This is a genomic window from Pseudomonas sp. LFS044, assembly GCF_047978245.1.
In the GTDB taxonomy this organism is placed as follows: domain Bacteria; phylum Pseudomonadota; class Gammaproteobacteria; order Pseudomonadales; family Pseudomonadaceae; genus Aquipseudomonas.
In genome coordinates, this window is the sequence record NZ_JBFPFX010000014.1 from 1 (window position 1) to 18,812 (window position 18,812).

General features: G+C 62.8%; 16 protein-coding genes and 2 pseudogenes. 11 read left to right on the forward strand and 7 right to left on the reverse strand.

Translation table 11 applies throughout. The annotated features are described in order from the left end of the window. Positions 1 to 623: 623 nt before the first annotated feature. Both ACNQPL_RS13600 and ACNQPL_RS13605 read right to left on the reverse strand, forming a co-directional pair. On the reverse strand, positions 624 to 2,117 hold the full coding sequence (locus tag ACNQPL_RS13600) for a CoA-acylating methylmalonate-semialdehyde dehydrogenase (protein ID WP_346614704.1): 1,494 nt from the start codon (positions 2,115 to 2,117) through the stop codon (positions 624 to 626). A gap of 72 nt (positions 2,118 to 2,189) precedes the next feature. Continuing rightward, positions 2,190 to 3,536: an aspartate aminotransferase family protein gene (locus ACNQPL_RS13605; protein ID WP_416467025.1), complete on the reverse strand. Its 1,347-nt coding sequence runs from the start codon at positions 3,534 to 3,536 to the stop codon at positions 2,190 to 2,192. A gap of 118 nt (positions 3,537 to 3,654) precedes the next feature. Between ACNQPL_RS13605 and ACNQPL_RS13610 the strand changes: the two genes are divergently transcribed. From ACNQPL_RS13610 to ACNQPL_RS13630, 5 genes are all read left to right on the forward strand, one after another. Next, positions 3,655 to 4,572, forward strand: a complete 918-nt coding sequence (locus ACNQPL_RS13610) for a LysR family transcriptional regulator (RefSeq protein WP_416467026.1) — start codon at positions 3,655 to 3,657, stop codon at positions 4,570 to 4,572. Positions 4,573 to 4,662: 90 nt separating this feature from the next. Next, positions 4,663 to 5,325, forward strand: coding sequence for a TetR/AcrR family transcriptional regulator (locus ACNQPL_RS13615; RefSeq protein WP_346614707.1), 663 nt, complete (start codon positions 4,663 to 4,665; stop codon positions 5,323 to 5,325). A 9-nt stretch (positions 5,326 to 5,334) separates the two neighbouring features. Further along, the gene (locus ACNQPL_RS13620) at positions 5,335 to 5,919 is read left to right on the forward strand and encodes an IMPACT family protein (protein ID WP_416467027.1); all 585 of its coding nucleotides are present in this window, start codon (positions 5,335 to 5,337) and stop codon (positions 5,917 to 5,919) included. A 367-nt stretch (positions 5,920 to 6,286) separates the two neighbouring features. Continuing rightward, the gene (locus tag ACNQPL_RS13625) at positions 6,287 to 6,973 is read left to right on the forward strand and encodes an SDR family oxidoreductase (RefSeq protein ID WP_416467028.1); all 687 of its coding nucleotides are present in this window, start codon (positions 6,287 to 6,289) and stop codon (positions 6,971 to 6,973) included. A 106-nt stretch (positions 6,974 to 7,079) separates the two neighbouring features. Then, positions 7,080 to 8,027, forward strand: coding sequence for an adenosine deaminase (locus ACNQPL_RS13630; protein WP_387522378.1), 948 nt, complete (start codon positions 7,080 to 7,082; stop codon positions 8,025 to 8,027). Positions 8,028 to 8,045: 18 nt separating this feature from the next. Here ACNQPL_RS13630 and ACNQPL_RS13635 read toward each other — a convergent pair whose 3' ends face one another. Continuing rightward, complete coding sequence (locus ACNQPL_RS13635) at positions 8,046 to 8,753, reverse strand: transcriptional regulator (protein ID WP_416467029.1); 708 nt, start codon at positions 8,751 to 8,753, stop codon at positions 8,046 to 8,048. A gap of 493 nt (positions 8,754 to 9,246) precedes the next feature. Here ACNQPL_RS13635 and ACNQPL_RS13640 point away from each other — a divergent pair, with 493 nt between their 5' ends. After that, entirely contained in the window at positions 9,247 to 9,444 is a 198-nt protein-coding gene (locus tag ACNQPL_RS13640) for a hypothetical protein (RefSeq protein ID WP_346614712.1), read from the forward strand. Here the strand turns inward: ACNQPL_RS13640 and ACNQPL_RS13645 are convergent. Both ACNQPL_RS13645 and ACNQPL_RS13650 read right to left on the reverse strand, forming a co-directional pair. Continuing rightward, positions 9,395 to 10,576, reverse strand: a complete 1,182-nt coding sequence (locus tag ACNQPL_RS13645; RefSeq protein WP_416467030.1) for a multidrug effflux MFS transporter — start codon at positions 10,574 to 10,576, stop codon at positions 9,395 to 9,397. The genes ACNQPL_RS13640 and ACNQPL_RS13645 overlap by 50 nt on opposite strands. A 108-nt stretch (positions 10,577 to 10,684) precedes the next feature. Continuing rightward, on the reverse strand, positions 10,685 to 10,882 hold the full coding sequence (locus ACNQPL_RS13650) for a heavy-metal-associated domain-containing protein (protein ID WP_346614714.1): 198 nt from the start codon (positions 10,880 to 10,882) through the stop codon (positions 10,685 to 10,687). A 145-nt stretch (positions 10,883 to 11,027) separates the two neighbouring features. Between ACNQPL_RS13650 and ACNQPL_RS13655 the strand changes: the two genes are divergently transcribed. From ACNQPL_RS13655 to ACNQPL_RS13675, 5 genes and pseudogenes are all read left to right on the forward strand, one after another. After that, on the forward strand, positions 11,028 to 11,414 hold the full coding sequence (locus ACNQPL_RS13655; RefSeq protein WP_346614715.1) for a hypothetical protein: 387 nt from the start codon (positions 11,028 to 11,030) through the stop codon (positions 11,412 to 11,414). Between the two features lie 52 nt (positions 11,415 to 11,466). Continuing rightward, positions 11,467 to 13,866 carry a heavy metal translocating P-type ATPase gene (locus ACNQPL_RS13660; protein ID WP_416467031.1) on the forward strand — a complete coding sequence of 800 codons (2,400 nt, stop codon included), beginning with the start codon at positions 11,467 to 11,469 and terminating at the stop codon, positions 13,864 to 13,866. Further along, positions 13,863 to 14,267: a Cu(I)-responsive transcriptional regulator gene (cueR, locus tag ACNQPL_RS13665; RefSeq protein ID WP_416467032.1), complete on the forward strand. Its 405-nt coding sequence runs from the start codon at positions 13,863 to 13,865 to the stop codon at positions 14,265 to 14,267. Before ACNQPL_RS13660 ends, cueR begins: the two co-directional genes overlap by 4 nt. A gap of 333 nt (positions 14,268 to 14,600) precedes the next feature. Then, a pseudogene (locus ACNQPL_RS13670) lies at positions 14,601 to 15,533 on the forward strand (cache domain-containing protein); the annotation flags it as partial. A 261-nt stretch (positions 15,534 to 15,794) separates the two neighbouring features. After that, positions 15,795 to 16,391 (forward strand): annotated as a pseudogene (locus ACNQPL_RS13675) (methyl-accepting chemotaxis protein); the annotation flags it as partial. A gap of 121 nt (positions 16,392 to 16,512) precedes the next feature. Here ACNQPL_RS13675 and ACNQPL_RS13680 read toward each other — a convergent pair. Both ACNQPL_RS13680 and ACNQPL_RS13685 read right to left on the reverse strand, forming a co-directional pair. Then, complete coding sequence (locus tag ACNQPL_RS13680) at positions 16,513 to 17,292, reverse strand: AraC family transcriptional regulator (protein WP_416467033.1); 780 nt, start codon at positions 17,290 to 17,292, stop codon at positions 16,513 to 16,515. A 55-nt stretch (positions 17,293 to 17,347) separates the two neighbouring features. Beyond that, positions 17,348 to 18,625 carry an acetyl-CoA C-acetyltransferase gene (locus ACNQPL_RS13685; protein ID WP_416467034.1) on the reverse strand — a complete coding sequence of 426 codons (1,278 nt, stop codon included), beginning with the start codon at positions 18,623 to 18,625 and terminating at the stop codon, positions 17,348 to 17,350. Between the last annotated feature and the right edge of the window lie 187 nt (positions 18,626 to 18,812).

Below are 18,812 nucleotides of genomic sequence, written 5' to 3' on the forward strand. Positions count from 1 at the left end.
TCTCGTAGCGGGAGGTGAATCATACAGCGTTTAGAAGCGCTGTCAATCACCATTTCAACCGCTTGCGATCATTCGATCGTAGCCCTTGCAGCACCACCTTAACTACTTAACTCATTGAATCTCAAGGAGTTTGTCGTTCCGATGTCGCTGGAAGTGGGGCGCATTATAAGGGGATCTGGAAACGGGTCAAGGGTTAATTTCAGTTATTTGAAATATTCCCGGCGAACGCCGTATCAAGGCCACCAAGTGCTCGGCACAACACGTTCAGCGCCTAGGAGATCGAGCGCCGCCCGCGCGGCGCATCGCGGGCAAGCCCGCTCCTACATTTGTTGCAACGTGCCATGGCCTGCTAGGCCATAGTTGTCAGCCTTGTTGGCACGGCGCGATATTTCGGCTGGCGCTAGCGCCGCCCCGCCTGTCTTCAGCCATGCGCCAAGGGCGAACAACCATGGCCTGCCTGGAACGGCACGTTGCAACAAATGTAGGAGCGGCTTAAGCCGCGATGCGCCGCGCGGGCGGCGCTCGATCTCAATGGCGCCGAAGCCCCCAAGCCGAGCACCTGTCATTCACACCACAAAAACAAAGCGGGGAGGCCTTTCGGCCTCCCCGCTTCTCCTCATGCCTTAAAGGCTAGGGAACGCAAATTGCGACGCCTCATGGCTGGCCCGCTGCGGCCAACGCTGGGTGATCGCCTTGCGGCGGGTATAGAAGCGCACCCCGTCCGGGCCATAGGCATGCAGGTCGCCAAACAGCGAGCGCTTCCAACCGCCAAAGCTGTGGTACGCCACCGGCACCGGCAGCGGTACGTTGACGCCGACCATGCCCACTTCGATCTCGTCGCAGAACAGGCGCGCGGCTTCGCCATCGCGGGTGAAGATGCAGGTGCCGTTGCCGTACTCGTGATCATTGATCAACTGCATGGCCTGCTCCAGGCTGTTCACCCGCACCACGCACAGCACAGGGCCGAAAATCTCTTCTTTATAGATGCGCATCTCAGGGGTCACCTTGTCGAACAGGGTGCCACCCACGAAATAGCCATCTTCATTGCCTGCCACACGGAAACCACGGCCATCCACCACCAGCTTGGCGCCAGCAGCAACGCCGTCGTCGATGTAGCCGACCACCTTGTCACGGGCAGCGGCAGTTACCAACGGGCCCATGTCCAGGCCACAAGAGGTACCGGCGCCAATTTTCAGCGCTTTGATCTGCGGTTCCAGCTTGGCAATCAGCGCATCGGCTACCTGGTCACCTACGCACACCGCAACGGAAATGGCCATGCAACGCTCGCCGCACGAACCGTACGCGGCACCCATCAGCGCACTGACGGCGTTGTCCAGGTCGGCATCGGGCATCAGCACTGCATGGTTCTTGGCGCCGCCCAGTGCCTGGACACGCTTGCCGCGCTTGGTGCCTTCGGCGTAGATGTACTCGGCGATCGGGGTCGAACCTACGAAGCTCAGTGCCTTCACTTCCGGGGCCTCGATCAGCGCGTCCACGGCTTCCTTGTCGCCATGCACCACGTTGAGGATACCCTTCGGCAGGCCAGCCTCCAGCAGCAGCTGAGCAATGTACAAAGTCGAGCTCGGGTCGCGCTCGGACGGTTTCAGGATAAACGCGTTACCGCAGGCAATGGCCAGCGGGTACATCCACAGCGGGACCATGGCCGGGAAGTTGAACGGGGTGATGCCAGCGACCACGCCCAGTGGCTGGAAGTCGGACCAGGCGTCGATGTTCGGGCCGACGTTGCGGCTGTACTCGCCCTTCAGCACTTCAGGCGCTGCGCAGGCGAACTCGACGTTCTCGATGCCGCGCTTCAGCTCGCCCGCAGCGTCTTCGATGGTTTTGCCATGCTCTTCGCTGATCATTTGCGAAATGCGTGCTTCGTTCTGCTCCAGCAACTGCTTGAAGCGGAACATCACCTGAGCGCGTTTGGCCGGTGGGGTGTTGCGCCAGGCCGGGAAGGCAGCCTTGGCCGAATCGATCGCTTCCTGCACGGTTGCGCGGCTGGCCAGCTCGACTTTGCGTACCGCCTGGCCAGTGGACGGGTTGAAGACATCGGCGGTGCGCTCACCTTTGGTAACCAGTTCGCCGTGAATCAGGTGCTGAACAATGCTCATGCAAAACTCCAGATAAAGAGGTTGAGGCTGGCGCGTAATCGGCTCACGCGCCTTACGTCAAATTCGGAACGGTCAGTCGACCTTGTTCAGCGCTTCACCGACCGCATCGAACAGGCGGTCGAGTTCCTGCGGCTGGGTATTGAAGGTTGGGCCGAACTGCAGGGTGTCACCACCAAAGCGGACATAGAAGCCGGCTTGCCACAGTTTCATTGCAGCTTCATACGGACGGACGATGGCATCGCCATCGCGGGCAGCGATCTGGATCGCGCCGGCCAGGCCGTAGTTGCGAATGTCGACAACGTTCTTGGTGCCCTTGACGCCGTGCAGCAGCTTCTCGAAGTGCGGTGCCAGCTCGGCAGCCGACTGCACCAGGTTTTCCTTCTGCAGCAGGCCTAGCGCGGCAATACCGGCGGCGCAGGCAACCGGGTGAGCCGAATACGTATAGCCGTGTGGGAATTCCACGGCGTATTCCGGGGTCGGCTGGTTCATGAAGGTGTGGTAGATCTCGCTGCTGGCGATCACGGCGCCCATCGGGATCGCGCCGTTGGTGACCTGCTTGGCGATGCACATCAGGTCCGGGGTGACGCCGAAGGCTTCGGCGCCGGTCATGGCGCCCATGCGGCCGAACCCGGTGATCACTTCGTCGAAGATCAGCAGGATATTATGCTGGGTGCAGATTTCACGCAGGCGCTTCAGGTAACCCTTCGGCGGCGGCAGCACACCCGCCGAACCTGCCAGCGGCTCGACGATCACCGCCGCGATATTCGAAGCATCGTGCAGTTCGATCAGTTTGAGCATCTCATCAGCCAGAGCGATGCCACCCTCTTCCGGCAGGCCCTTGGAGAAGGCGTTCACCGGCAGCACGGTGTGCGGCAGGTGGTCGACATCCAGCAGCTGGCCGAACATCTTGCGGTTGCCGTTGACGCCACCCAGGCTGGTACCGGCGATGTTCACCCCGTGGTAGCCACGGGCGCGGCCAATGATTTTGGTCTTGGCGGCCTGGCCCTTCAGGCGCCAGTAGGCACGGACCATCTTCAGCGCGGTGTCGGCACACTCGGAACCGGAGTTGGTATAGAAGACGTGATTCAGGTCGCCCGGGGTCAGCGCGGTGATCTTTTCCGCTAGCTGGAACGACAACGGATGGCCGAACTGGAAGGCCGGGGAGTAGTCCAGGGTATTCAGCTGACGCGTCACCGCATCGGCAATTTCCTTGCGGGTATGCCCGGCGCCACAGGTCCACAGCCCCGACAGGGCATCGAAGATCTTACGCCCCTTGTCGTCGACCAAGTAGTTACCTTCGGCCGCCACGATCAGGCGTGGGTCGCGATGGAAATTGCGGTTGGCGGTATAAGGCATCCAGTGCGCGTCCAGCTTGAGCTGGCTGGCGATACCGGTGGGGGCGGTTTCGGGCATGTTCATCGGCGGTTCCTCGGAAGACGAATAGGCAACGATGGATGTTGTTGCAGCTAAATTGGCACGCGGATAAAGTCTGAAAAAGCCTACATTTCTAATCTTCAGGTAGCGCAAGACTAAACTTATGAGCCGACGCCCCGACCCTCTCGCTCAAGTCAGCGATTTCGACATCCGCCTGCTGAAAATCTACCGAAGCGTCGTTGAATGCGGCGGCTTTTCGGCCGCCGAGAACGTGCTTGGCATCGGCCGTTCGGCCATCAGCCAGCAGATGAACGACCTTGAACAACGTTTGGGCCTGCGCCTGTGCCAGCGTGGCCGCGCGGGCTTCTCGCTGACCGAGGAAGGCCGCGAGGTCTACCATTCGGCGCTGCAACTGCTCGGCGCGCTGGAGTCGTTCCGCACCGAAGTCAACGGCCTGCATCAGCACTTGCGTGGCGAGCTGAACATCGGCCTGACCGACAATCTGGTGACCTTGCCGCACATGCGCATCACCCACGCCCTGGCGGAACTCAAGGACCGCGGCCCGGATGTGCGTATCCACATCCGCATGATCGCGCCCAGCCAGGTCGAGCAGGGCGTGCTGGACGGCAGCCTGCATGTTGGGGTGGTCCCGCAGACCAGCCCGCTTTCCGGGCTTGAATACCAACCGTTGTACAGTGAACGCTCGTTGCTCTACTGCGCGGTCGGCCACCCTCTGTTCTATGCCGACGACCAGCAGATCGACGATGAGCGCCTCAACGACCAGGAAGCGATCGCCCCGACATTCCGCCTGCCCGCTGATATTCAGGCGCACTACCAGGCGCTCAACTGCAGTGCCAGTGCCTCCGACCGCGAAGGCATGGCGTTTCTGATTCTCACCGGCCGTTACATCGGCTACCTGCCCGACCACTACGCAAGCTTCTGGGTGCAGCAAGGCCGCCTGCGCGCGCTCAAGCCTGCCCAGCGCTTCTATGACCTGAGCCTGAGCTGGGTAACCCGCAAGGGGCGACGACCGAATCTGGTGCTGGAAAGCTTCCTCGAAAGCCTGGCCGCGACACGCTGATGCCTGCTTGTGACGCTAATGCTTGTCACATGAGCGCAGGCAGGTAATCTTGTCCGACATCCGTTGCCACAGACCTGTACGGAATCGTCCATGACCTTAGAAGTCCCTGCGCATCGCCTTTCCGCCTCGGGCAAGCCCGCCGGCCGCATTCGCCAGAAGAACGAACAGGCCATCATCCAGGCCGCCGAAGACGAGTTCGCCCGCCATGGCTTCAAGGGCACCAGCATGAACACCATCGCGCTGAAGGCCGGCTTGCCCAAGGCCAACCTGCATTACTACTTCACCAACAAGCTCGGGCTCTATATCGCCGTGCTGAGCAACATCATCGAACTGTGGGACAGCACCTTCAACGCTTTGAGCGTAGAGGACGACCCTGGTGCGGCGCTGAGCGAATACATCCGCACCAAGATGGAGTTCTCCCGGCGCAACCCCCAGGCCTCACGGATCTTCGCGATGGAGGTGATCAGCGGCGGCACCTGCCTGACCGAGTATTTCAGTGCCGACTACCGCGAGTGGTTCCGAGGCCGGGCCGCAGTGTTCCAGGCCTGGATCGACGCCGGCAAGATGGACCCGGTCGACCCGGTGCACCTGATCTTTCTGCTATGGGGCAGCACCCAGCACTACGCCGACTTCGCCACCCAGATCTGCCAGGTCACCGGCCGCAGCCGCCTGACCAAGCAAGACATGGAAGACGCGAGCAACAACCTTATCCACATCATCCTCAAGGGGTGCGGCATCGCGCCGAGTGCCTGACATCTATATATGCCTTCTACCCTGCTCGACCTCTGCGAATTTCGCGAGGAAATCCGCAAGAGCCGTTTCATTACCCTCGCCGGCCCCATATCCAGTGCAGCCGAGGCGATGAGCTTCATCGAACAGCACAGCGACCTCGCCGCCACGCACAACTGCTGGGCCTGGAAACTGGGCGGGCAATACCGCAGCAACGATGATGGCGAACCTGGCGGCACGGCCGGGCGGCCGATCCTGGCGGCCATCGAAGCCCAGGACTGCGACCAGGTGGTGGTACTGGTGATCCGCTGGTATGGCGGCATCCAGCTGGGCACCGGCGGCCTGGCCCGCGCCTACGGCGGTGGCGCCAACAAATGCTTGCAACAGGCGCCGAAAAGGCTGTTGGTGCAACGCAGCGAATACCGCTGCAGCTGCAGCTTCAGTGAGCTGGCCTTGGTCAAACTGCGTTTGGCGGAAATCGATGGGCTGGTGCTGGATGAGCAGTTCACCGCCAATGGGGTTGACCTGCAAATAGCGGTGGGCGAGGCCTTCATCAGCGCTCTGCAACAGCAGCTCGCTGACCTCAGCCGCGGCCGCATTCTGCTGCAGGCCTGCTGAAGGTTGCACACAACTGCTGTGGGCCTGGCTGTGGATAAGCTTGGGGCAATCCTCTGCAGGCCACGTATAACATGGCCTGCAATGCATTGAGCATATTTTGATCACTGTTTGATGACAGCCGTAACGCACTGAGCCATCGAAAGTTATCCCCAATCCAGCAATCAACAGCCGACAGGGCTTCAGCGCAGCTTGCGCACATTAACTGTGGATCAGGCTGTGGATAACCCGTTAGCCAACAAGCGAAGCGCCCGTCTGCGCACGGCCAATCGTAACTGATCGTTTTTTAATCAATCGTGAATGCAGGCGCATTCAGCCCGCCTGAAGTATGCTGAATTCCTTTCTCCTGAACCGATAAAGGAAGGTTCCAATGGCTACCTCAAGAACTGCCCTCATCATCGGCGCCTCCCGCGGGCTTGGCCTGGGCCTGGTGCAACGCCTGAACGAAGATGGCTGGAACATCATTGCCACGGTGCGCGACCCACAGAGCCCCGGCGCACTGAAAGAGGTGCCAGGTGTACGCATCGAACAGCTGGAAATGAATGACACCGCTCAGCTCGACGGCCTGAAGCAGCGCCTGCAAGGTGAAGTATTCGACCTGGTGTTCGTCAATGCCGGGGTCATGGGCCCCCTGCCGCAAGACCTGGAAACCGTGCAACGCACGGACATCGGCGACCTGTTCATGACCAACGCCGTAGCGCCGATCCGCGTAGCCCGCCGCCTGGCTGGCCAGGTTCGTGAAGGGTCCGGAGTGCTGGCGTTCATGAGTTCGATCCTGGGCAGCGTGACCATTCCCGATGGCGGCGAGATCTGCCTGTACAAAGCCAGTAAGGCCGCCCTGAACTCCATGATCAACAGCTTCGTGGTCGACCTGCAGCGCCCCGACCTCTGTGTGCTGGCCATGCACCCGGGCTGGGTGCAGACCGACATGGGCGGCGAGCATGCGGAAATCGATGTACTCACCAGTACCCGTGGCATGCTTGAACAGATCAACGCCCAGAGCGGCAACGGCGGCCTGCGTTTCATCAACTACAAGGGCGAGGCCCTGACCTGGTGACGTGCAACTGATCAGTGGTTGACGCATTCCAGGGCCTGCCCGGGCGCAATGCCTGGCCAGGCCCTGTAGAATGGCGGCAACCGTACCTGATTCGAGAACACCCACTATGTATGAATGGTTGAACGCCCTGCCCAAGGCCGAACTGCACCTGCACCTCGAAGGTTCGCTTGAGCCCGAGCTGCTGTTCGCCCTGGCCGAGCGCAACAAGATCGCCCTGCCCTGGAATGACGTCGAAGCGCTGCGCAGCGCCTATGCCTTCAACAACCTGCAGGAATTCCTCGACCTCTATTACCAAGGCGCGGACGTGTTGCGCACCGAGCAGGACTTCTACGACCTGACCTGGGCCTACCTGCAGCGCTGCAAGGCGCAGAACGTCATCCACACCGAACCGTTCTTCGACCCGCAAACCCACACGGACCGTGGCATCCCGTTCGAAGTGGTACTCAACGGCATCAATCAGGCACTCAAGGATGGCCGTGAGCAATTGGGCATCAGCAGTGGCCTGATCCTCAGCTTCCTGCGCCACCTCAGCGAAGACGAAGCGCACAAGACCCTCGACCAGGCCCTGCCCTTCCGCGACGCGTTCATTGCCGTCGGCCTGGACAGCTCCGAAAAAGGTCACCCGCCCAGCAAGTTCCAGCGCGTCTTCGACCGCGCCCGCAGCGAAGGTTTCGTGGCGGTGGCCCACGCCGGTGAGGAAGGCCCACCCGAGTACATCTGGGAAGCCCTCGACCTGCTCAAGATCAAGCGCATCGACCATGGCGTGCGCGCCATCGAAGACGAGCGCCTGATGCAACGCATCATCGACGAGCAGATCCCGCTCACCGTCTGCCCATTGTCCAACACCAAACTGTGCGTGTTCGATCACATGAGCCAGCACAACATCCTCGACATGCTCGAGCGCGGCGTGAAGGTAACGGTCAACTCGGACGACCCGGCCTACTTTGGCGGCTACGTCACCGAAAACTTCCATGCCCTGCACACCCACCTGGGCATGACCGAAGACCAGGCTCGTCGCCTGGCGCAGAACAGCCTGGACGCACGCCTGGTCTGACCGGGCGCGGCGTTGCGGTCACCCCACCTGCAACGTCGGCACGCGGGCAATGCGATTGATCTGCTGAATACCCAAGGCCGATATCTGCAACGCCCGCGTGTTGTCGGCCTCGCGAATCCAGCCCGACTGCAGGAACAACCTGAGCAACGCCTGCCCCAGGCTTCCGCCCAGATGCGGCCCCTGATCGCTCCACTCATTGCAGTGGCAAATCACGCAGCCCTTTCGCTGACGGGGTGCCAGCGCATCGATGTAAACGCCGATGCTGGCCAACTGCGCCCGTCCCTCGTCACTGACCATCATCTGCTGCACGCCGCCCTCCAGCCAGCCTGCAACCACCAGGCGGTGATACAGCTCACCCGCCAGTTCGCCGCCTAGATGATCACCACAGCGGCGGGCCCGGCGCATCGACATCGGCATCTGCAGCGGTGTCGCCTGCCCCCCTTTTTCGCCTCCAAGCTGTACGCTGGCCAACGCTTCGACTGCAGCCCCCACCTGGGGCGTTGCCAGCCGGAAGTAGCGCTTGCGGCCCCGCGCTTCGAGCCTGAGCAAACCTGCAGAAGACAACAACGACAGATGCGCGCAGGCTGACGATGAGGTCAGCCCCGTTATCATCGCCAGCTCATCGGTTGGTCGCGGCATGCCATCTATGAGCGCCCACAACATCGCGCTGCGCTTGGGGTCGGCCATCAGGCCGGCAATCTGACTGATACTGCTGACTGCACTCATGTCCTTCAACTCCCTGCAAGATCACATCTGATTTCCAATGGCAAAGCCTGGCAACGACGGTAGCCATCCCAGCAGCTGGGAGCCTGGCACCTGGGTCAGTATAAGCCGCACGAATGGGCACTACGGCAGCTGCCCCACCGGCTTGCAGTGTTGAAGTGGAATGGGTATGGCCACCCTCTCGGGGATCGAACCGGCGCAAGGTTTGGCCGCTGGCGTCTAAAACTGGCAGGAACCGAGAGGTGGAAGGGAAGAAATACCGCAGCAGGAAGAATGGCCCCACGTGGCCAGCGACTCTGCCGACAGCGTCGTTCCCTAAATAGCGCAAACAAAAGCGAACCTTCTACACGTATCCAGGCATTGCACCTGGATACGGCTGACACAACTCGCGGACAAGCGCCCCGACCGCCAGTCAGGACACTCACGCCGGCCATGGCGCCACGTGGCCACAGCGCTACACTAGGTCCGCTCTCCCCCTATTCGGAGGTATGCCGCGATGAAGATTGTCGTCAGTGCGTCGAACCGTAACCCCAACTGCCCCTGGCAGGTCCGGCTCGACCAGCATGTTGTGAGTTTCCGCAGCGAGGCCGAAGCGCGCGCCTTCGTGCTCACCCTGGAGGCCCGCCTACAGGCCCCCCACACCCTCATGCCGGACGCCTGGCCTGCAAACGGTGGGTCAACAGCGCGACACTGACCACCAGTGCCCCACACAGGCTGACGACCAAGGTCATGGGTACCGCACTGCCGTCGTGCAGCAGGCCGACCAACGCTGCGGCCCCGGCCGCGACGCTGAACTGCAGGCAACCCATGAGTGCAGAGGCACTGCCTGCGCGTGCGCCCTGGCCACTCATGGCGCAGGCCGAAGCGTTGGGGATGATGCAGCCGAGGCTCGAGATGCAGACAAACAGCGGCACCAGCAGTGGCCACAGGTGCGCCGGGCGCAGCGCTGCAACACCCAGCAACACCAACCCTGCCGCCAGGTACAACCAGACTGCGCGCACCAGCAGGAACGCCGGGCCACGCTTGGCCAGCAGGCGCGCATTGATTTGCGCCACCAGAATGAAGCCCGCTGCGTTGGTGCCGAACAACCAGCCGTAATGCTCGGCCGGTACGCCATAGAGCTTGATGAATACGAAAGGCGAACCGGCGATGTAGGCAAACATCCCGGCGATGGCAATTCCCCCGGTCAAGGCATGCCCAACGAACACCCGATCAGCCAGCAGCCGCAGGTACTGGCGCAATGCGCCTGAAAGCGGCTGGCGTGGCATATGCGCAGGCAAACTCTCCGGCAGCCCCAGGCCGACTGCGACCAGGCAGGCGGCGCTGAACAAGCTCAAAGTGAGGAAGATCGACTGCCAGCCGGCCACGTTCACCAGCACACCGCCAAGCATCGGCGCGAGGATCGGCGCCAGCCCCATGACCAGCATCAGCTGCGAGAACACCTTGGCCGAGGCCACCGGGTCGCACTTGTCGCTGACGATCGCCCGCGACAGCACCATCCCGGCACATCCACCCAAGGCCTGGACAAAGCGCGCCACGATCAACGTGTCGAGGTTGGGGGCGTAGGCGCAGGCCAGCGACGCCAGGGTGAACAGCGCTACACCAAACAGCAGCGGTATGCGCCGGCCAAAGCGGTCGGCTACCGGGCCGTAGGCCAACTGCCCGAGCGACAGGCCCAGGAAGTAGGCAGCCAAGGTGGTTTGTACATGTTTTTCATCGGTGGCGAACGCCTGCGCCATCGCCGGGAAGGCAGGCAGGTAGAAGTCGATCGCCAACGGCCCGAACGCACTCAATGCGCCCAGGATCAGCACCATTCGCAGGTTCATCAGGAATCCATAGCAGGCTAAGCAAGCGCACAAGTCTACCTGCAGTGGGCGCCATCAGCATGAAAACATTTGCAACAAACTAGGGGCTGACGTGCGGCCCCTTCACGCTCAAGCCTGTTCGGCCACATAACCTTCATCACGGATTGCCGCCAGCAGCTGCTCGGCCGACAGCGCGCTTTGTACACGCACTTGCTTGCCAGCCAGGTCGACCTCCACCTGAGCATTCACATCCTGTTCCTGCACCGCACGGGTCACCGCTTTCACGCAATGGCCGCAGGTCATGCCTTGAACATTGAACACTTGCATGGGTGTTGCCTCCTTAGGGGTTTTACGCAGTTTCAAGCTTGCCACCGGGGCAAGGTCAAGTTCTGCGTTGAACGGCCGGGCTGGAAATCCGCGCAAACCTCGGCCAAGCTGCGCCATTGACGATTTGGCAAGCAGGAGATTCTTCATGTTCAGGGCAGCAGTGGGCGTTGCCGGGCTAATGACCGCGCTGGCGGTTGTGCCACCGGCCAGTGCCGAGGGCAACTCGGACTACAGCGTGCTGATCATTTCGCGGGAACGTCTGGAAGTGGCCACCAGTTGCGAAATCGGCGTGTACCTCAACGATCAGCTTTCCGGGCGCCTGTTCCAGGAGCAGTCGACCTCGTTCAACCTGCCGCCCGGCCCAATCGACGTGCGCTTGCGCTTGCTGCCCGGGCAGATGCCGGGTTGCGCCCCCGGCATCGAGGACCAGCGCAGCACACGGCTGACGCTGCAGGCGGGCCAGATCAACAAATACCGCATTGCCATGGGCCACAATGGGCTGGAGCTCAGACGCGCCAATCTGGAGTATTGACCTTCCCCACATGGCAAGGTTGATGCTGGTGGCCTGTCCAAGGAGGAGAGCCATGTCCGCATCCACCGTTTTCGACCTGCCGATTTCCGGCATGACCTGCGCCAGCTGTGCTGGCCGCGTCGAGCGCGCTTTGCGCAAAGTCAGCGGCGCTGAACACGTCAGCGTCAACCTCGCCACCGAACAGGCCCGGGTCCAGGCCCCGGCCGACAGCTTGCCCGCCCTGGTCGATGCCGTGCGCAGCGCCGGCTACGGCGTGCCGACCCGGGCCGTCGAGTTGCAGATCGGCGGCATGACCTGCGCCAGCTGCGTCGGCCGGGTCGAGCGCGCCCTCGGCAAGCTGGCGGGGGTTGAGCAGGTCAGTGTCAACCTGGCCAGCGAACGCGCCCACCTTGAGGTGCTAGAGGCCCTGGATGACAACCTGCTGATCGGCGCGGTGGAAAAGGCCGGCTACAGCGCCAGCCTGCCGCAGCCCGATAAAGACGAACAACAGCAAGCACACCGCCGCCTGCGCAAGGAACGCCTGGCGGTTGGCGCCGCCCTGGTGCTGGCCATGCCACTGGTACTGCCGATGCTGGTGCAGCCATTTGGCCTGCACTGGATGTTGCCCGCCTGGGTACAGTTCCTTCTGGCCACGCCGGTGCAGTTCATCCTTGGCGCACGCTTCTATGTGGCCGCCTACAAGGCGGTGCGCGCCGGTACCGGCAATATGGACCTGCTGGTGGCACTGGGCACCAGTGCTGGCTATGGCCTGAGCCTGTATCAGTGGGCCCAGGCCCCTGCCGGCATGGCACCGCACCTGTACTTCGAGGCGTCGGCAGTGGTCATCGCCCTGGTGCTGCTGGGCAAATACCTGGAAAGCCGGGCCAAGCGCCAGACCGCCAGTGCCATACGTGCCCTCGAAGCACTGCGCCCCGAGCGGGCGGTCAGGCTGATAGATGGCCGCGAGGAAGACGTCGCGATTGCTCGGTTGCAGCTGGGTGACCTGGTGCTGGTCAAGCCCGGTGAGCGCTTCCCGGTCGATGGCAAAGTGGAAGAAGGCAGCAGCCACGCTGACGAAGCCCTGATCAGCGGCGAAAGCCTGCCGGTGCCCAAGCAACCGGGTGACAATGTGACCGGTGGCGCCATCAACGGTGAAGGCCGATTGTTGGTGCGCACCCAGGCTTTGGGTACCGAGACCGTGCTGGCGCGGATCATCCGCCTGGTCGAAGACGCTCAGGCAGCCAAGGCACCGATCCAGAAACTGGTGGACCGGGTCAGCCAAGTGTTCGTCCCGGCCGTACTGGTGGTCGCATTGCTCACGCTGATTGGCTGGTGGCTGGCGGGTGCAGCGCTGGAGACCGCGCTGATCAATGCCGTCGCCGTGCTGGTCATTGCCTGCCCCTGCGCCCTTGGCCTGGCCACACCTGCAGCGATCATGGCCGGCACCGGGGTGGCCGCGCGCCACGGCATTCTGATCAAGGATGCGCAGGTACTGGAGCGTGCCCATGCGGTGAACCGTGTAGTGTTCGACAAGACCGGCACGCTCACCTCCGGCAGCCCGCGCGTAGTTCACAGCCAGGCAGTAGTGGATGACAGCGGCGAGCTGCATCGCCTGGCCGGCGCTTTGCAACGGGGCAGCGAACATCCCCTGGCCAAGGCTGTACTGGATGCCTGCAGCGAGCAGGGCCTGAACGTTCCAACCGTGGCCGACAGCCAGTCCCTTACCGGCCGTGGCATCGCTGGCCGTGTGGAAGGCCGCGAGCTGGCGCTAGGCAACCGCCGCCTGCTAGACGAAAGCGGCCTGCAACCTGGCGACCTGGCCACCCTGGCTCAGGCTTGGGAAGCCGAAGGCCGCACCCTGTCGTGGCTGATCGAACGTGGCGCGCAACCACGCGTGCTTGGCCTGTTCGCCTTCGGTGACAGCCTGAAGCCCGGCGCCGATCAGGCGATTGCCGCCCTGCACGCACAACACATCAGCAGCCACCTCCTGACCGGAGACAACCGCGGCAGCGCCAACGTGGTAGCCGATAGCCTCGGCATCGATGATGTGCACGCCGAAGTATTGCCCGCCGACAAAGCCGCCACCGTGGCCGAACTGAAAAAGGGCGGCGTGGTGGCGATGGTGGGCGATGGTATCAACGACGCCCCGGCCTTGGCCGCCGCCGACATAGGCATCGCCATGGGCGGTGGCACCGATGTGGCCATGCAGGCCGCCGGCATCACCCTGATGCGTGGCGATCCGCGCCTGGTGCCGGCCGCCCTGGAAATCTGCCGCAAAACCTATGCGAAAATCCGCCAGAACCTGTTCTGGGCGTTCATCTATAACCTGATCGGCATCCCTTTGGCCGCGCTGGGTTACCTCAACCCGGTGCTGGCTGGCGCCGCCATGGCGCTGTCCAGTGTCAGCGTGGTGAGCAATGCCCTGTGGTTGAAAACCTGGAAACCGTCCAGCACCCAGCAGGAGGAGCAATGAACATCGGCCAGGCCGCCCGCCGCAGCGGGCTCAGCACCAAGATGATCCGCTATTACGAGTCCATCGGCCTGCTCAAGCCGGCTACCCGCAGCGACAGCGGCTACCGCCTGTACCAGGCGCAAGACCTGCACAGCCTGGCGTTCATCAAACGCTCCCGCGACCTGGGGTTTTCGCTGGAAGAGGTCGGCAAGCTACTCACCCTGTGGCAGGACCGGCAACGCGCCAGTGCCGACGTCAAGACGCTGGCCTTGCAGCACATCGATGAGCTGAACCGGCGTATCGAGGAGCTGGTCAGCCTGCGCGATACGCTGGGTGAGCTGGTTGCCCACTGCAAAGGCAATGATCGGCCCGACTGCCCGATTCTCAAAGACCTGGCAAACGGAGGCGAGTGCTGCCACTGAAGCTTTGAGCACGTAATCAGCTTTTTGGTATGCCATATTAGCCTTAAGCCGACCGAATAGTCGCCAAACCCGACTTTGCCCAATAAATACGGGCATTTTCGCTCAAAAAATCCCGGACGCTGCCGATGCAGAAATACCTGCCTCGCGTGTCGAAAAAAATAAATTCCGGGAGCGTCGATGAACATCAAACAGAAACTGACCTGGGCCTTCGCGGTGATCGCCGCGTTGCCCATCGTCCTTGTGGCCACGCTGGTGGTCATCAACTTGCGGGGTGAAGCCCGCGAAGGATTCCTCGACAGCAGCAGCCGGGAAATCCGCCAGGTCAGCAATGCGATGAACCTGTTCTTCCAGGGCATCACGCAAAACGTCGATTACCTGGCCAGCCTGCCGCAGGTTACAGGTGCCGGCGAGACCATCAAGAAGCACATCAGCGCCGACGCCGCGCAGATTGCCCCCGGCGAGCAAGACAAGGCGCTGTTCGAACTGTTCACCCGCCTGGCCACCAGCCACCCCGACTATGCCTATGTGTCCTACGGCCTGAAGGACGGTGGTTACGCGTTCTGGCCCGGCGACCCGAGCATGAGCAACTACGACCCGCGCACTCGCCCGTGGTACCAGGCCGCCATGGCCAACCCCGGCAAGACCCTGCGCACAGCGCCTTACTACTGGGCAGGCGATGATGCCGTGCTGGTCAGCACCGTGCGCTCCGTCGCCAATCAGCTCGGCAACCCCGGTGGCGTGGTCAATATCGACGTGTCGCTCAAGGGCCTGACCGAGATCGTCCAGCAGATCAAGCTGGGCGAAAGCGGCTATCTGATCCTCATGGAAAACAACGGCAACGTGATGGTCGACCCGCGCGATGCCAGCCACAGCTTCAAGCAGCTGGCCAGCTTTGGTGACGGTTATGCGGAGCTGGCCAAGGCCGGTAAAGGCCTGGTTGAGGTCGACCTCGGCGGTGTGCGCTACATGGCCAACGTCTACCCCGACGAGAAGCTCGGCTGGACCTTCATCGGCCTGATCCAGCAAGGCGAAGTGATGCAGACCACCACCCGCCTGACCTGGCTGGTCGGCAGCATCGCGCTCATCCTCGCTGCCCTGTTTGCCGTGGTCGGCGCGGCGTTCGCCAAGCTCATCGTGCGCCCCATCAACAGTGTCTCCAGCGGCCTCGAGGGCATCGCCCAGGGCGAAGGCGACCTGACCCGCAACCTCGAAGTGCGCGGCCGTGACGAAACCGCGCAACTGGCCAGCTGGTTCAACCAGTTCCTGGGTGCCATCCGCAGCCTGATTCAACACATCGGCTCGGCTGCCAGCAAGATCCTCGCAACCTCCACCAGCTCCACCCGGGTGTCCGGCGATATGGCCGAGGCTGCCGGGCGTCAGCGTGAAGCCGTGGACATGGTATCCACCGCCTTCCACGAAATGGTCGCCACCGCCAACGAAGTCGCCCGCTCCTGCAGCCAGGCCGCGCAGTCGGCAGACAGCGGCCAACAGCAGGCACGTGAAGGGCAGCAGCAGATCGATGCGGCGGTGAACAGCGTTGATCGGCTGAGCCAGGAGATCGAACAGTCAGCGCAGTCGATCCAGCAACTTGAGCGTGACAGCAATGCCATTCAGTCGATCCTCGGCACCATCCGCTCGATTGCCGAACAGACCAACCTGCTGGCGCTGAATGCCGCCATCGAGGCCGCCCGCGCGGGCGAACAGGGGCGTGGTTTTGCCGTGGTCGCCGACGAAGTGCGGGCCCTGGCCAAGCGCACTGCTGACTCCACCGCCGAGATCGATGGCCTGCTGGGCAACCTGGCCAGCCGCACCGCCGAAGTGGCCCAGCAGATGCACGCCAGCCTCGAAGTGTCGCAGCAGTCGGTCAGCCGCATTGGCCTGGCCCGCGACAGCTTTGGCCAGATCCGCGAATCGGTGGACATCATTCGCGACATGAACACGCAGATCGCCACGGCGGCGGAGGAGCAGCACCAGGTGGCCGAGGACATCAACCGCCATATCAGCCAGATCCACGGCGATGCGCAGCTGGTGGCCGAGCTGGCCCAGGCGGCCCGGCAGGATTCGCAGAGCCTGGCCGGGTTGTCGAATGAGCTGGATTCGCTGGTGCGGCGTTTCCGTACCTGATCGGTTGCCAGTAATGCCCCATCGCCGGCAAGCCGGCTCCCACAGGTACTGCGCAGGCCTTCAAGCTCGCACTGTACCTGTAGGAGCCGGCTTGCCGGCGATGAGGCCAGTGCAGCCAACGCTACAATTTCAGCTCGCCCGGGGTTGAGCCAAACATCTGCTTGAAAGCGGCAATGTAAGCCGAAGTCGAATCATACCCACAGCCCAACGCCGCATCGGTCACGCTCTCCCCCGCCTCCAGCAAGGCCAGCGACGACAACAGCCGCATACGCTGGCGCCAGTTACGGAAACTCAGCCCGGTTTCACGCTGGAACAGCCGCATCAGGGTCTTCTCCGAGCACCCCAGTTCCCGTGCCCACTGTTGCAAGGTCTGCACCTGATCGGGCGCAGCGATCAGGCCATTGCACAGCGCCAGCAGCCCAGGATGGCGCGGCAACGGAAGCGAAAAGCCCACCTCAGGCAGCGTCCGCAGTTGGTCGAGCAGCACCGCAACCAGGCGCGCTTCATCACTGTCACCCTCCGGATAATCCGCCGGGAACAGGCAGAACGCCTTGATCAATTCGCGCGCCAGCGGCGTTACCTCCAGCACCCGGCATTGTGCCGGCGCCCACGGGCACGCATCGCGGCGGACATACAGGCTGCGCATTTCAGCCTGCCCGGACGTCACCACTTCATGTTCGGCATCGGCCGGGATCCACACCCCCCACTGCGGCGGTGCGAAGTAACTGCCGTCACGGGTGTACACACCCAATACGCCACTGATGGCGTAGGAAAACTGCACCCAGTCATGGCTATGGCGCGTGGTCCACGACCCTGCCCCCAAGCTCTCGGCCCGGGCGTAGAGTGCCCTGGGCAGGTGGTCCAGGGCAGGAATAGCGCGCGGCTGTCCGATACTCGACATAGGCAATTCTTGTAGTTGTGAGCAGACAAGCCTACCACTGCAGCTCGTCAGAGGCTCACCGCTCGACGATTACCGTCACCCCTTGGCCGCCCGCCGCGCAGATTGAAATCAGCCCGCGGCCCTTCCCTGCCGTTGCCAACAGCTTGGCCAGGTTGGCCAAAATTCGCCCACCGGTGGCGGCAAACGGGTGCCCGGCGGCCAGCGAACTGCCCTTCACGTTCAGCTTGCTGCGGTCAATCGCGCCAAGCGGGGCATCCAGCCCCAGCCGTTCACGGCAGTAATCGGCGTCTTCCCAAGCCTTGAGCGTGCACAGCACCTGCGCAGCGAAGGCCTCGTGGATCTCGTAGTAGTCGAAGTCCTGCAGGCTCAGGCCATTGCGCGCCAGCAGCCGCGGCACGGCGTAGACCGGCGCCATCAGCAGCCCTTCCTGGCCTTTGACGAAGTCCACCGCTGCGGTTTCGCCATCGACCAGGTAGGCCAGCACCGGCAACCCCTGAGCCTGAGCCCATTGTTCGGTGCCCAGCAGCACCAGCGAAGCACCGTCGGTCAGTGGTGTGGAGTTGCCGGCTGTCAATGTGCCCAGCCCGCTGCGGTCGAAAGAAGGCTTGAGCTTGCTCAGTTGCTCGAGCGTCAGGTCCGGCCGCAGGTTGTTGTCGCGGGTAAGGTCCATAAACGGTGTGAGCAGGTCGTCCTGCCAGCCCTCGGCATACGCCGCCGCCAGGTGCTGGTGGCTGAGCAGCGCCAACTCATCCTGTTCGGCACGGCCGATCTGCCAGGTTTGCGCCATGCGCTCGCAATGTTCGCCCATCGACAACCCGGTACGCGGCTCGCCATTGCGGGGTAGCTCGGGCTTCAGGTGGCCGGGGCGCAGTTGCAGGAACGGCTTGAGCCGCTCGCCCAAGGCCTTGCCACGGTTGGCCTGCAACAGGATGCGCCGCAGCCCCTCATTAACGGCGATTGGCGCATCTGACGTGGTGTCAACGCCACCGGCGATGCCGCTGTCGATCTGCCCCAGGGCAATCTTGTTGGCCACCAGCAGCGCCGCCTCCAGCCCTGTTCCACAGGCCTGCTGGATATCGTAGGCCGGCGTCTGCGGCGACAGGCGCGAGCCCAGGACGCATTCGCGGGTGAGGCTCATGTCGCGCGAGTGCTTGAGCACCGCGCCCGCGACCACCTCGCCCAGGCGCAGCCCGTGCAAGCGGTAACGCTCGATCAACCCTTCCAGCGTAACGGTGAGCATCGCCTGGTTGCTGGCAGTGGCGTAAGCGCCGTTGGAACGGGCGAAAGGGATTCGGTTGCCGCCCAGAATCGCGACCCGGCGAAGTGAACGCATGCGTAGATTCCTCCTTAAACAATTCGATCCGGACAGCCTTGGGTTTGTACGGAAAGTCGCCGAGCGGCGATCAGGCAAGGCGAAAACAGGCGAGGAACGGCCGGGGTCGCGCCCGACTTTGCTGGTTGCAAATGAGCATTCCGAGCCTGTTTTCAACGCAGCATGATCGTCGCGCAGGCACTTTCCG

Bases quoted from the DNA above. Each gene is read 5' to 3' on its own strand.
- ACNQPL_RS13660 (WP_416467031.1), top strand. From the start codon at position 11,467: ATGTCCGCATCCACCGTTTTCGACCTGCCGATTTCCGGCATGACCTGC.
- ACNQPL_RS13620 (WP_416467027.1), top strand. From the start codon at position 5,335: ATGCCTTCTACCCTGCTCGACCTCTGCGAATTTCGCGAGGAAATCCGC.
- ACNQPL_RS13635 (WP_416467029.1), bottom strand. From the start codon at position 8,753: ATGAGTGCAGTCAGCAGTATCAGTCAGATTGCCGGCCTGATGGCCGAC.
- ACNQPL_RS13600 (WP_346614704.1), bottom strand. From the start codon at position 2,117: ATGAGCATTGTTCAGCACCTGATTCACGGCGAACTGGTTACCAAAGGT.
- ACNQPL_RS13615 (WP_346614707.1), top strand. From the start codon at position 4,663: ATGACCTTAGAAGTCCCTGCGCATCGCCTTTCCGCCTCGGGCAAGCCC.
- ACNQPL_RS13680 (WP_416467033.1), bottom strand. From the start codon at position 17,292: ATGTCGAGTATCGGACAGCCGCGCGCTATTCCTGCCCTGGACCACCTG.
- cueR (WP_416467032.1), top strand. From the start codon at position 13,863: ATGAACATCGGCCAGGCCGCCCGCCGCAGCGGGCTCAGCACCAAGATG.
- ACNQPL_RS13640 (WP_346614712.1), top strand. From the start codon at position 9,247: ATGAAGATTGTCGTCAGTGCGTCGAACCGTAACCCCAACTGCCCCTGG.
- ACNQPL_RS13645 (WP_416467030.1), bottom strand. From the start codon at position 10,576: ATGAACCTGCGAATGGTGCTGATCCTGGGCGCATTGAGTGCGTTCGGG.
- ACNQPL_RS13610 (WP_416467026.1), top strand. From the start codon at position 3,655: ATGAGCCGACGCCCCGACCCTCTCGCTCAAGTCAGCGATTTCGACATC.
- ACNQPL_RS13605 (WP_416467025.1), bottom strand. From the start codon at position 3,536: ATGAACATGCCCGAAACCGCCCCCACCGGTATCGCCAGCCAGCTCAAG.
- ACNQPL_RS13655 (WP_346614715.1), top strand. From the start codon at position 11,028: ATGTTCAGGGCAGCAGTGGGCGTTGCCGGGCTAATGACCGCGCTGGCG.
- ACNQPL_RS13650 (WP_346614714.1), bottom strand. From the start codon at position 10,882: ATGCAAGTGTTCAATGTTCAAGGCATGACCTGCGGCCATTGCGTGAAA.
- ACNQPL_RS13630 (WP_387522378.1), top strand. From the start codon at position 7,080: ATGTATGAATGGTTGAACGCCCTGCCCAAGGCCGAACTGCACCTGCAC.
- ACNQPL_RS13625 (WP_416467028.1), top strand. From the start codon at position 6,287: ATGGCTACCTCAAGAACTGCCCTCATCATCGGCGCCTCCCGCGGGCTT.
- ACNQPL_RS13685 (WP_416467034.1), bottom strand. From the start codon at position 18,625: ATGCGTTCACTTCGCCGGGTCGCGATTCTGGGCGGCAACCGAATCCCT.